General features: G+C 66.8%; 8 protein-coding genes. 3 read left to right on the top strand and 5 right to left on the bottom strand.

From position 1 onward, the window contains the following. Positions 1-153: 153 nt before the first annotated feature. Entirely contained in the window at positions 154-2,922 is a 2,769-nt protein-coding gene (locus tag AC5O77_RS15660; RefSeq protein ID WP_494506957.1) for a TonB-dependent receptor, read from the top strand. Positions 2,923-3,204: 282 nt separating this feature from the next. Here the strand turns inward: AC5O77_RS15660 and AC5O77_RS15655 are convergent, their stop codons facing one another. Further along, a complete protein-coding gene (locus AC5O77_RS15655; protein ID WP_494506956.1) occupies positions 3,205-4,818 on the bottom strand; it encodes an alpha-glucosidase in 1,614 nt (537 codons plus the stop codon). 213 nt (positions 4,819-5,031) lie between these two features. On the opposite strand from AC5O77_RS15655, the gene AC5O77_RS15650 reads away from it, so the two are divergent. Next, entirely contained in the window at positions 5,032-6,030 is a 999-nt protein-coding gene (locus AC5O77_RS15650) for a polyprenyl synthetase family protein (RefSeq protein ID WP_100437486.1), read from the top strand. Between the two features lie 203 nt (positions 6,031-6,233). On the opposite strand, the gene AC5O77_RS15645 is transcribed toward AC5O77_RS15650, so the two are convergent. Continuing rightward, complete coding sequence (locus tag AC5O77_RS15645) at positions 6,234-7,025, bottom strand: dienelactone hydrolase family protein (protein ID WP_125894214.1); 792 nt, start codon at positions 7,023-7,025, stop codon at positions 6,234-6,236. A gap of 134 nt (positions 7,026-7,159) precedes the next feature. Between AC5O77_RS15645 and AC5O77_RS15640 the strand changes: the two genes are divergently transcribed. Then, positions 7,160-7,747 (top strand): SMI1/KNR4 family protein, encoded by a 588-nt coding sequence (locus AC5O77_RS15640; protein ID WP_293794698.1) that lies wholly within the window; start codon positions 7,160-7,162, stop codon positions 7,745-7,747. A 60-nt stretch (positions 7,748-7,807) separates the two neighbouring features. Here the strand turns inward: AC5O77_RS15640 and murD are convergent, their stop codons facing one another. The 3 genes from murD to AC5O77_RS15625 form a co-directional block, all read right to left on the bottom strand. After that, complete coding sequence (gene murD / locus AC5O77_RS15635) at positions 7,808-9,217, bottom strand: UDP-N-acetylmuramoyl-L-alanine--D-glutamate ligase (RefSeq protein WP_125894210.1); 1,410 nt, start codon at positions 9,215-9,217, stop codon at positions 7,808-7,810. Further along, positions 9,198-10,550 (bottom strand): UDP-N-acetyl-alpha-D-muramoyl-L-alanyl-L-glutamate epimerase, encoded by a 1,353-nt coding sequence (murL, locus tag AC5O77_RS15630; protein ID WP_125894208.1) that lies wholly within the window; start codon positions 10,548-10,550, stop codon positions 9,198-9,200. The genes murD and murL overlap by 20 nt, the downstream gene beginning before the upstream one ends. Positions 10,551-10,626: 76 nt before the next feature. After that, entirely contained in the window at positions 10,627-13,221 is a 2,595-nt protein-coding gene (locus AC5O77_RS15625; RefSeq protein WP_100437481.1) for a bifunctional aspartate kinase/diaminopimelate decarboxylase, read from the bottom strand. Positions 13,222-13,236 lie beyond the last annotated feature (15 nt).

Below are 13,236 nucleotides of genomic sequence, written 5' to 3'. Positions count from 1 at the left end.
AGATGTGTATAAGAGACAGTACGTATGCAGGGTGATTCCCGCGAAGAACGCGCTGCCTACCATAGCGGCGACGACAGCGGCCACCGCGTCGCACGTCCACGGTCACTCCGGGACGTTCACGAATCGATCTGCAACATTGCCTGGGAGGGGAAAATGTTGAACCACAAGCGCAGCGCGCTGAGCATCGCGCTGGCCGTTGTCCTGGCGCAGACGCTGGCGTCGGCACAGTCCACGCAGAGCACCACCACGCCGGCCGCCACCGCCGCCACCAACCTGGATACGGTGCAGGTCACCGGCATCCGCCGCGGCATCGAGAACGCAATCGCGATCAAGCAGGACGCCACCTCGGTGGTCGAAGCGATCTCCGCCGAAGACATCGGCAAACTGCCCGACGTCAGCATCGCCGAATCCATCTCGCGCCTGCCCGGCCTGGCTGCCCAGCGCGTGGCCGGCCGTGCGCAGGTGATCAGCGTGCGTGGCCTGTCGCCCGACTTCGCCACCACCCTGCTCAATGGCCGTGAAGTGGTCAGCACCGGCGACAACCGCGGCGTCGAGTTCGACCAGTACCCGTCCGAGCTGGTCAACGGCGTGACCGTGTACAAGACCCCGGACGCGGCGCTGGTCGGCCAGGGCCTGTCGGGCACCATCGACATGCAGACCGCACGCCCGCTCAGCTTCGGCGAGCGCGTGATCGCGGTCAGCGGCCGCTACCAGAAGAGCTCCCTGGGCCGCGCTGCCAACATCGACCCGTATGGCAACCGTTTCAGCGCCAGCTACATCGACCAGTTCTTCGACAACACCCTGGGCATCGCCATTGGTTATGCGCACAGCGACATGCCGATCCAGGAGAACCAGGTCGGCCTGTACGAGCCCTGGACCACCGAACACACCGACAAGGGCGAGCGTCGCGGAATCGCACCTGGCACCTACTTCACCGATGGCATCAAGGCCCTGCGTCGCACCGGCAACAACAAGCGCGACGGTGTGATGGCAACGATCCAGTTCCGCCCCAGCAACAGCTGGACCACCACCTTCGATGCGTTCCATACCGAAGCCGAGCAGATCGACACCGCCAACCAGTTCGAGCTGAGCCTCAGCGGCAACGGCGAGGACAGCAACAACCCCAACGCGATCCTGCCGGTGTTCAGCAATGTCGGCCGCAATGCCGATGGCAGCTTCACCGGTGGCACGATCAACAATGCGTACCCGCTGGTGCGCGGCATGTACAACAAGCGCAAGGACAAGATCGATGCGTTCGGCTGGAACAACGAGTTCAACGTCGGTGGCGTGAAGCTGGTCGCCGACCTGAACTACTCCAAGGCGACCCGCCGCGAGATCAACCTGGAAAACAACCTGCAGCTGGTGCCGCGCCCGCAGTTCGACACGATCGGGCTGGTGGTGAACAACAACAGCTTCTCGCAGATCACGCCGGGTCGTGACTACTCCAATCCGGACAGCCTGTTCCTGACCAACACGATCTATGGTTCCGGCTACGGCAAGGTGCCAGAGGTGGAAGACCGCTTGAAGGGCGCCAAGCTGGCGGCGACGCTGCCGGTTCCCGAGGCCATGTCCAGCTGGTTCTCGGATGTGGACGTGGGCGTGAACTATGCCGACCGTCGCAAGCAGAAGGCCCAGGCCGAAGGCAACATCCTGCTCGGCGCCCAAGGCGAATCCACCATCGCACCGGACCTGCAGTACCGCCCGGTCAACCTCGGTTTCGCCGGCATCGGCTACATCCCGTCGTGGAATGTGCCGGCAGCCGTCGGTCGTTACATGACCTTCAACCCGGTCGACAACCTGGACTACCTGATTCCGAAATCCTGGACGGTCGAGGAGAAGATCACCACGGCGTGGGCACGCCTGAACATCAATACCGACATCGGCGTGGTCGGCGTGCGCGGCAACATCGGCGTGCAGATGCAGCACACCGACCAGAGCTCGGATTCGCGCTACTGGGACAGCTCGCAGCCGGCGGGCAGCAACATCCAGCCCTTCTCTGCCGGCAAGACCTACAAGGATTGGCTGCCAAGCTTGAACCTGGTGTTCATGTTCCCGCACCAGCAGACGCTGCGCTTCGCCGCTGCCAAGCAGGTCGCGCGCCCGCGCGTGGACCAGATGCGTGCCGGCCTGGAATTCGGCGTGGATACCAACAACGGCCGCCCCGGCGGCAGCGGTGGCAATCCGCTGCTGGATCCGTGGCGCGCCACCGCGCTGGACCTGTCCTATGAGAAGTACTTCGGCGAGAAGGCCTACGTGGCTGCGGCGATCTTCTACAAGGACCTGAAGAGCTACGTCTACACGCAATCGGTGGACAACTACGACTTCAGCGGCCTGCTCGGCAACTACGTGCCACCGCCGGGCATGACCGCACCGGTGCTGACCACCGGCACCTTCTCCACGCCGCAGAACGGCAAGGGCGGCACGTTGAAGGGGCTGGAGCTGACCGGGTCGTTCCCGCTGGAGATGCTGACCGACAGCCTGCGCGGCTTCGGCGTGCAGGCCAGCGCGACCTTCAACAAGAGCGACATCACCATCCTGGATCCGGAGAGCGCCTCCAGTGTGGGCACCGACCCGATCAGCCTGCCGGGACTGTCCAAGCGCGTGTACAACTTCACCGCCTACTACGAACGCAGCGGCTTTGAAGCACGTGTGAGCCAGCGCCGCCGTTCGGACTTCATCGGTGAGATCGGCAACTTCAACGGCAATCGCACCCTGCGTTACGTGGTGGGCGAGAACGTGACCGATGCACAGGTCAGCTACACCTTCAGCGACAGCAGCAGCCTGCGCGGGCTGACCCTGCTGCTGCAGGGCAGCAACCTGACCAACGAGCCGTACCGCACCTACGCCGGCAGCAAGGACCGCCCGCTGGAATACATCGAGTGGGGCCGCACCTACATGCTGGGCGTGAACTACAAGTTCTGAGGAAGCGCCGGGCCATGCCCGACGACCCGGACCCGGTAGTGCCGGCCGCTGGCCGGCAGGGACTTATCGGAAACCCGCTGCGCAGGCAGCGGGTTTTCTTTTGCGCGGATGCCGGCCGTTGGTCGGCAAGAGCCCATCCACGCATGGCGTGGATCTACTGGTTGGGGTGTCTCTGGGTAGATCCACGCCATGCGTGGATGCCTTTCGCCGGAAGCCCACCCACAAAAAAGGGACGGGGCGCTTCGGCCCCGTCCCCGCAAGTACCGCCACCGGAGAAAACGGTCAGCTGCGTCGGGCGCAATACACCGCGCGCGGCGGCAGCTGGAGTTCATTGCCCTGCACCGTGCCCGCATCCGGGCCCGGCACCGCCACCTGCTGCCAGTTGCCCGGCGGCAGCGGATGGCTCACCGCCTCGGCCGACAGGTTGAAGGCCAGCAGGAGGGTTTCATCTGCAAGCATACGCTCGAACAGCAGCACTGGCTCGGCGCTTTCGATGAATCGGATGCTGCCATGCAGGAGTGCCGGCTGGCTATGCCGCCAGGCCAGGAACCCGCGGAACGCAGCCAGGACCGAGTCCGGGTCGCGCTCCTGCACCGCCACGGCCGCGGCGCGGTGCTCGGGCGGGATCGGCAGCCACGGCTGGCCGGCGGTGAAACCGGCCAGCGGCGCGTCGGTCCACGGCAGTGGGGTCCGGCAGCCATCGCGGCCCTTGAAGTTGGGCCAGAAGGTGATGCCATAGGGGTCCTGCAGGGCCTCGAACGGCACCTCGGCCTCGGCCAGGCCCAGTTCCTCGCCCTGGTACAGGCAGACCGAGCCGCGCAGCGAGCACAGCATCGCCACCAGCATCCTCGCCAGGCGCGGGTCAGCAGGGTGGCCGCCCCAGCGGCTGACCGCCCGCTCCACGTCGTGATTCGAAACCGCCCAGCACGGCCAGCCTTCGGTCATCACGGCTTCCAGGCGCGAGACCGTATCGCGGATGTAGGCCGCGCTGTAGTCGTCCACCAGCAGCTCGAAGCTGTAGCCCATGTGCAGGCGACCATCGCGGGTGTACTCGGCGGTGGTGGCCAGCGAGTCCTCCGAGGAGATCTCACCCAGGCTGACCGCCCCCGGATACTCGTCCAGCAGCGCGCGCAGCCGCTCCAGGAACGGCAGGTTCTCCGGCTGGGTGTTGTTGTAATAGTGGTACTGGTAGGCGTACGGGTTGTCCGGGCTGAAGCCGCGACCGAAGCGCTTCTCCGCCGGCTTGGCCGGGTTGTCGCGCAGCTGCGCGTCATGGAAGCAGAAGTTGATCGCATCCAGGCGGAAGCCATCCACGCCGCGGTCCAGCCAGAAGCGCACGTTGTCCAGGGTGGCCTGCTGCACGTCCGGGTGATGGAAGTTCAGGTCCGGCTGGTCGACCAGGAAGTTGTGCAGGTAGTACTGCTCTCGGCGCGGCTCCCACTGCCAGGCACCGCCGCCGAACAGCGACAGCCAGTTATTGGGCGGCGTGCCGTCCTCGCGCGGGTCCGCCCACACGTACCAGTCGGCCTTGGGGTTGGTCCGGTCCTGGCGGCTCTCGCGGAACCAGGCGTGCTCGATCGAAGTATGGCTCAGCACCTGGTCGATCATCACCTTCAGGCCCAGACCGTGCGCCTTGGCCAGCAGGCGGTCGAAGTCGTCCAGGCTGCCGAACAGCGGGTCGACGTCGCGGTAGTCGGCGATGTCGTAGCCGAAGTCGGCCATCGGCGATTTGAAGAACGGCGAGATCCAGATCGCGTCCACGCCCAGCGTTGCGATGTGGTCCAGGCGCTGGATGATGCCCGGCAGGTCGCCTACCCCGTCGGCGTTGGCGTCAAGGAAACTGCGCGGGTAGATCTGGTAGATGACGGCTCCGCGCCACCATGGATAGTGCGACATCGACAGCCCCCTCCGGGCGTGCGGGACCCGCCGGGAGCGGGCCGAAATCCTGATGCCGCAAGCTTAGCGGTGGCCTCCCGGGCATGGCGCAACCTGCATACGTATTCACGCAGGCGGCATCCGTGGCCGGGCCGCGGACACCGGCCTGCCCGGTTTGCGCCCGAATTCACAGGCAACGCCTATAATCAGCGATGAGCCTGAAAGCCTGATCGCATGACCATCACCGAAGACACCCGTCCCGCCCTGGGCCTGCCCCAGATCCAGTCGCTTGCCGCGGCCGACATGGCCGCCGTCGACGCCCTGATCCGGCGCCGCCTGTCCTCGGACGTCGTGCTGATCAACCAGATCGCCGACCACATCATTTCCGCCGGCGGCAAGCGCCTGCGCCCGATGCTGGTGATGCTGGCTGGCCATGCGGTCGGCCAGGCCGGCCCGGACCACCACCAGCTGGCGGCGATCATCGAGTTCATCCACACCTCCACCCTGCTGCACGACGACGTGGTGGACGAATCCAGCCTGCGCCGTGGCCGCAGCACCGCCAACGCCCTGTGGGGCAACGCGCCCAGCGTGCTGGTCGGCGACTTCCTGTACTCGCGCAGCTTCCAGCTGATGGTCGAGCTGGAGCGCATGTCGGTGATGCAGATCCTGGCCGATGCCACCAACCGCATCGCCGAGGGTGAAGTGCTGCAGCTGCTGCACGTGCACAACCCGGATACCGACGAAGCCGCCTACCTGCGCGTGATCGAGCGCAAGACCGCGGTGCTGTTCGCCGCCGGCACCCGCCTGGGCGCGCTGGCCAGCGGCGTGGACGAAGCCACCCAGCAGGCCCTGTTCGACTACGGCATGCACCTGGGCTACGCGTTCCAGATCGCCGACGACGTGCTGGACTACTCGGCCAATGCCGAGGAGCTGGGCAAGAACCTGGGTGACGACCTCGCCGAGGGCAAGGCCACGCTGCCGCTGATCCATGCCATGGCCCATTCGGACGCCGCCACCCGCGAACGCCTGCGCACCATCGTGCAGGACGGCGACGCCTCGGCGATGCCGGAAGTGCTGGCCGCGATCCGCGCTACCGGCGGCCTGGAGTACAGCCGCGCGCGTGCCGAGGAATATGCCGAGGCCGCCGAGCGCGCGCTCGATGGCCTGGCCGACAATGATGCCGTGGCGGCCCTGCGCGGCCTGGCCCGCTACGCGGTGCAGCGCTCGCATTGATGGGTTGAGGTGTGCCGACCAACGGTCGGCACCCACCAAACCGGCATTCCGGTGGCTGCCGACCGTTGGTCGGCACGGAAACATCGGTAGCTGCCGACCGTTCGCATTGACCGCATTGTAGTGCCGGCCGCTGGCCGGCAACCTCATGATGCTGCGGATGTCACGGGAATGCCGGCCAGCGGCCGGCACTACCGCTGCACGGTTCAACGTTTCTCGAAGCGCTCCTCGAAGAACTCATCCAGCGCCTTCCACGCGCGCTTCGCCGCGCGCTCGTTGTACTGGCAGCCCGGCGGGCTGTTGGCATCGCGCTCGGCAAAGCAGTGCACCGCGCCGCTGTAGTTGGTGAACTCCCAATCGACCTTGGCCGCGTCCATTTCTTTCTGGAAGCTGCCGATGTCCTCGGCGGTCACGCTGGTGTCGTCGGCGCCATTGAGCACCAGCACCGACGGGTGGCTGCCACCAGCCTGTGCCGGCAGCGGCGAACCCAGCCCGCCGTGCAGGCTGACCACCCCTGCCAGCGGCGCACCGGCACGGGCCAGCTCCAGCACCGTGGTGCCACCGAAACAGAAGCCCACCGCACCGATCCGGCTGGCATCCAGCGGCGCCTTGCCGGCCTGGGCCTTGAGCACGTTCACCGCCTCCAGCGCGCGCGCACGCAGCAGCGGCCGGTCGTTGCGCAGCTTGGTCGCCACCGGCCCGGCCTCGGCATCGGTCTTCGGCCGCACGCTCTTGCCGTAGACATCGGCCACCAGCACCACATAGTCATCGCCAGCCAGCTGCTTGGCCTTCTCGACCGCCGATTCGTTCACGCCTTTCCAGTTCGGCACCATCACCAGCCCGGGGCGCTTATCGTTGTCGCCGTCGTCATAGACCAGCACGCCGCTGAAAGTCGTGCCCTGGTGCTTCCACTCCACCGGCTGCGTCTTCATCGCCGCCCACGCCGGCATCGCTGCCAGCCCCAGAACCACCGCCACACCGCATCGCCAACGATTCATGCGCTTGCTCCGCAAGAAAAAGGGGACGGAGGGGATTAAGCCGTATTCGCCCCTCCCGCGTCGCATTCTGCATTGGCGACGTGACGCAGGTGTGGTTGGATACGACTTAATCCCCTCCGTCCCCTTTTTGCCGCATGAACCTTGTTGATCGCTTTCTGTCTGGCCTGATTCCTCGCCTGCCTGCCGATGATGCCCCTCAATGGGCCCATGTGCAGGGCGCCAGCGCCGAAGACCTGCAGCGCCTGCGCACGCAGTGGCCGCAGGTGCCGGACAGCCTGGTCGCGCTGCTGTCGCGCGTGGATGGCACCCATTTCCGCGAGTATCCCGGCGGTGAGGTCTGCGTGCTGATGCTGGGTTCAGATGTGGGCGATTACCCCTACTACCTGCGTTCGATCGCGCAGATCTTCGAGGACCAGCAGCAGTGGGACGACAGCATCCGTTCCATCTACGAAGAGTGGCTGGATGACGAACCGGAGATCCTGGGTGAGGGCATCGACGCCGATCTGCCGATGAACCGCCGCCTGTGCTTCTCGCACTGCATGAACAACGGCGGCACCTCGATGCTGTACCTGGATTTTGATCCCGCGCCGGGCGGTACGGTCGGCCAGGTGGTGCGCTACCTGCACGATCCGGACAGCTATGCGGTGATCGCGCCCAGCTTCGATGCGTACCTGCAGCAGCTGATCGAAGGCGGCTACGCGTTCATCGACGAGGAGCAGTAGATCCACGCCATGCGTGGATGAATTTCTCCGGAGGTTGCCGGCCAGCGGCCGGCACTACCTTCAAGCGATACCCAGCCCGGGAATCGCGCTGATGCTCTCCGGGTCAAACCCAGCCAGCTCAGCGAAATGACGGCCACGCGCCACGTAATCCCGGTAGGCACCAAAGCTCGGCGCGCCAGGCGACAGCAATACCACCCCGCCCTCAGAACCCAGCGCAGAACGCGCCAAAGCGATTGCCTCCGGCAGATCGCCGGCGGCGTGCAGACCGAAGCGACCGGCATCGGCCAGCGGCTGCAGCATCGCGTGGATGCGCGGGCCGTTGCTGCCCATCGTCACGATCTCCACCGGCGGCACGTCGTGCGCCATGTGCTGCATGAAATCGGTCCAGTCCAGGCCACGGTCATGCCCGCCCACCAGCAGCGCGATGCGCTGGCCGGCGAAGCACTCCAGCGCGGCCAGGCTGGCATGCGGCGTGGTGCTGATCGAATCGTTGACGTAGGTCAGGCCATCGGCCGCGCCGATGCGCTGCAGGCGATTCGGCAGCGGACGGAAATCCTGCACCGCCGGTGCCAGCGCCACGGCGTCCAGCCCCAGCGCTTCCAGCGCCGCCAGTACCGCACACAGGTTGCCGCGGTTGTGGCGACCCGGCAGCGGCGTGTTGCGGGTATCGAACACCGCCTGCTCGCCGCGATGCACGATGTCACCGCGCATGTGCCAGCCCTGCGGCTGGTTGAACCAGACCACTTCGCTATCGGGCAGCGACAGCGCAGCCAGATGCGGATCAGCGGCATTGAGCACGGCGATGCGCGGTGCGGCTTCAGTCACCAGCCGCAGCTTGTCCTCGATGTAACGCTGCTCGCTGCCGTGCCAATCCAGGTGCTCCGGGAACAGGTTCAGCACCACCGCCACCTGCGGATGGGCGCCACTGCGCGCCACTTCGCCGGTCTGGTAGCTGGACAGTTCCACCGCCCAGTACTCGGGCGCGGGCTGCGGGTCCAGCACTTCCAGTAGCGGCAGGCCGATGTTGCCGACCAGGCCGGTGCGGTGGCCGGCGGCACGCAGCAGGTGCGCGACCAGCGCGGTGGTGGTGCTCTTGCCCTTGGTGCCGGTCACGCACACGGTGTCGTGCACGATGCCATCGGCACCTGCATGTTCGGCAAACCACAGCGCGGTGCCACCGATGAAGGTGGTGCCCTGCCCCGCCGCCGCCAGCGCGACCGGCTGGTAGGGGCTGATGCCGGGCGACTTGATCACCACGTCGAACGCGGCCAGCGCTTCAGCAGAAGGCTCGCCACGCACATCCAGCGCGCCCCGCGTTTCTGCGCGTGCGGCCTCGACTTCTGCCGCCGGGCAGAACAGGCTCAGCGGCAGCGTGGGCAGGCGCTCGCGCAGCACCGCAAACGCGGCGCGGCCCTCACGGCCCCAGCCCCACAGCGCAACGCGCTTTCCTTCAAGCTTCGAAATCTTCACGCACCCGTTCCCACAGCGCAGCCGGAACGCGGTGCTCGCCCTGCAGCTGCAGCAGCGGTGCCAGTTCCAGTTCGGCGGCATCCAGCTGCGGCTGGATCTCATTGCAGAAGCGCTTCACCAGCACGTCTTCCTTCCACTCCGGGCGCTGCGCCAGGGTCGCCATCGCCGCACGCGATTCGCGGCCTTCGCCCACGCACTCGAACGGCTTGTGGTCCTGGAATTCCAGCAGTGCATCGAAGCCACCGGCCTGCTCGGCATCGTCCAGCAGGTTGCGGCCAAAGATGCGCACCAGGCGCGTCTTGGGCATGAACGGGGCCAGCGCCAGGAACACGAAATGGCACTTCGGGCAGACACCGCACCAGCGGTTCACCGGGCGCTCGCCGAGGATATGGAAGTTACGGTTGCAGCTGGAGAAATGCGCGTCGTAGAAATCGGTCTTGGCGAACTGGCGGGCCACTGCCAGCTCCGACATCGGGCGCAGCAGCGAGTAGTACTGCAGGTCCGCCGCTACGTGCGTCTGCACATGGCTGCCGAACGCCTGCTCGAATGCCCAGCCCTTGGACCACTGGTGGTTCACTTCGCCGGTGCCCGGAATCTGGCTGCCGTAGCTGGCCGAACGTTCGTTGGAGAACACCACCTGGTCCACGCCCTGCAGCAGCGCGGCCAGCACCATGATCGCCGAGTTCACCGCAGTGACCGGGATATGCCCGTTCCACGCACCCTGGCGGTTCAGCTCGAACAGTTCCGGCGCCAGCGCGCGGCCCAGGTTCAGCGTCGGCAGGCCGGTGCGTTCAGCGCAGGCACGGATCAGCTGCGAGCCACCGATCCAGGTCACCGTCTCGTCCACGCCGGCACGGCGCAGCGCTTCGATGCTGACCAGCGAATCCTTGCCGCCACCGATCGCCACCAGCGCGTGCGGCTGCAGGCCCAGCACCGGCGCCTGCACTGCCTCGCCTTGCACCGGCAGGCGGAAGCGCCCGCGCAGGTTCAGGCCGTTGCGGTAGGCAAATTCACCCAGGCCATTGAGGTAGACCGTCTCCACCAGCGCAGCGGTATCGGCATCGATGGCGTAGCTGTCGATGCTGACCGTCTCCGGCACGCCCGCCTTGTAGTAGCTGACACCGGCGATCAGGTGCAGCAGCTGCAGCGCGCGCTGCACAGCGGCGGTACGCGCTTCGTCCAGCATGAACGGGGCGCCCGGCACGGTGATGGTTTCCACCATCTCCGGGCCGTCATCAAAGGCGTAGACCAGCTTGGCCACGCCGGTGTCCGCGGCGAATTCGCAGCGGACGAAGCGGAAGCGGGAAACCTGGTGTTTGTCGAAAGCAGTCATGGTGTATCCGGTCAGGCACGGGCCCGCGCGATGGCGCGGGGCGTGTCGGTGGGCGGGTGCAGGGCGCGCGCGGCGATCATTCGATCACGTCTTCGCGCGGCAGCATCCGCTGGTTGTAGGTGTTGGCCATCGAATAGCCGTAGGCGCCGGCATCGGCGATCAGCATCACGTCGTCCGGTGCGGTCGACACCGGCAGCTTGCGGCGCTTGCCGAACACATCGCTGGATTCGCAGATCGGGCCGACCACGTCGAATGCCGCTTCGGCATAACCGCCCTGGCGGCTGAGGTTCTCGATGTCGTGCCAGGCGTCGTACAGGGCCGGGCGCATCAGTGCGTTCATGCCGGCATCCAGGCCAACACGGCGCACGCCGTCCTTCTCCACCACCTGGGTGACATGGGTCAGCAGCACGCCGGACTCGGCCACCAGGTAGCGGCCCGGCTCGATCGCCAGCCGGAACGCCGGGTGCAGCGCCTTGACCTCGGCCAGGCCCTCGGCCCAGGCATCCAGATCGAACGGCTCGTCTTCGTCGCTGTACGGAATCGGCAGGCCACCGCCGATATCGATGGTGTGCACGCTGCCGATGCGGCGGGCGAAGCCGGCCAGCTCATCGCACATCAGGCGCCAGTGCTGCGCGGTTTCCACGCCGCTGCCCAGGTGCGCATGCAGGCCGACCACGCGGCTGCCCAGATCGGTGGCCGCGCGCACGAACTCATCGACGCGGGCGATCGGCAGGCCGAACTTGGAGTCCTTGCCGCCGGTGCGGACCTTGGCATGGTGGCCTTCGCCACGGCCCAGATCCACGCGCAGCCACAGCTCGCGGTTGCGGAACAGGTCCGGCCAGCGCTGCAGCGCTTCGACGTTGTCGACGGTGACGGTCACGCCCAGCGCGAACGCGGCTTCGTACTCGCTGCGCGGGCAGAAGCTGGGGGTGAACAGCACACGCTTGGGCGACAGTTCCGGCAGGTGCTGGAACACGTGCTTCAGTTCGCCGTGCGAGACGCACTCCAGGCCGAAGCCCTCGGCTTCCAGCAGCTGCAGGATGGCCGGGTGGCTGTTGGCCTTGATCGCGTAGTAGCGCTGGTCGATCGGCTTGATCGCGGCCAGCGCGCGGGCACGGGCGCGCACGGTCGGCAGGTGGTAGACATAGCGCGGCGTACCGGCGTCGGCCAGCTGCAGCAGGTGCGCCCGCTGGCCCCGCCACCACGGCGTGCCACGCGGGCGCACGGTGCCGGCGATCTCGCGCCAGCGTGGGCCGAACACTTCGGTCTCTTCCACCGGCATCGCACCGCTGTCGATCAGCTCGGCGTGCAGGATCGGCAGCAGGCCATCGGCATCGGCTTCGTCGATGACGAAGGTCAGGTTCAGGTCGTTGGACGACTGCGAGATCATGTGCACGCGCTCGCGGCCGAAGGTGGCCCACACGTCCGACAGCTTGTGCAGCAGCGAGCGCATGCCGCGACCAACCAGGGTGATCGCCGCGCACGGCACGATCACCTTCACCTTGCAGATCTGCGACAGGTCGGCCGACAGCGCGGCCAGCACATCGGTGTTGACCAGGTTCTCGGACGGATCCAGCGATACGGTGACGTTGGTTTCGGCCGAACCGATCAGGTCCACCGACAGGCCATGCTTCTTGAACAGGTTGAACACATCGGCCAGGAAGCCGACCTGCTGCCACATGCCGATGCCTTCCATCGACACCAGCACGATGCCGTTGCGGCGGCTGATCGCCTTCACGCCCGGGACCGGTGCAGCGCTGCCATCGATGCTGGTGCCCGGCAGTTCCGGGCGCTCGGTATCGAGGATGGCCATCGGCACGCCGGCATCGCGGCACGGCTTGATCGAGCGCGGGTGCAACACCTTGGCGCCAGTGGTGGCGATTTCCTGCGCCTCGTAATAGTCCAGGCGGGTCAGCAGGCGCGCGTCCGGCACGTCCTTCGGGTTGGCACTGAACATGCCCGGCACATCGGTCCAGATCTCCACGCGGCTGGCACCGAGCAGCGCACCGAAGTACGCCGCCGAGGTATCCGAGCCACCACGGCCGAGGATGGCGGTACCACCATCGGCATGCCGCGAAATGAAGCCCTGAGTGATCAGCAGGCGGGTCGGCTGCGCGCGGAAGCGCTGCATCCACTCCGCATCGGCACGCCACTGGCAGTTCACCGACAGCCGCTGCGACCAGTCGCTCTGGTTCGGCTGCGGCGGCATCGCGTCCAGCCACTGGCGGGCATCCATCCAGCCCATGTCCAGGCCCGAAGCGTGCAGATAAGCCGCGCCCAGGGTGGAGGACAGCAGTTCGCCCTGGCCCAGCACTTCGGCCTGCCACTGCAGCGGCCGGGTGGCCGCGCGCGCGTCGTCGAGCAGCCCCTGCAGCGCCGCCAGGCGCTCGGCCAGCACCTCGCGGCCCAGGCCGAGTTCAACCAGGAAGGCCTCGTGGCGTTCGACCAGCGCCGCCACGCGATCACGGCTGTCCGGCGCGCCATCGGCGATCGCGGTCAGTTCGTTGGTGACCCCGGACAGCGCCGAAACCACCACCAGCACGCGCGAGCCGGTCTCTTCCGCACGTTTTTTCGCCAGCTTCCCGATCGTGTCCCAGCGATGACGACGCGACACCGAGGTGCCGCCGAACTTCAGTACGATCCAACGATCGACAAGGGGGGAAGCTGACATGGATTGGCTATGTAG

Source organism: Stenotrophomonas sp. INTA L402-1 (assembly GCF_059295135.1).
The sequence above is the reverse complement of the archived record's forward strand: the minus strand, read 5'-3'. Positions and strand labels throughout refer to the sequence as shown.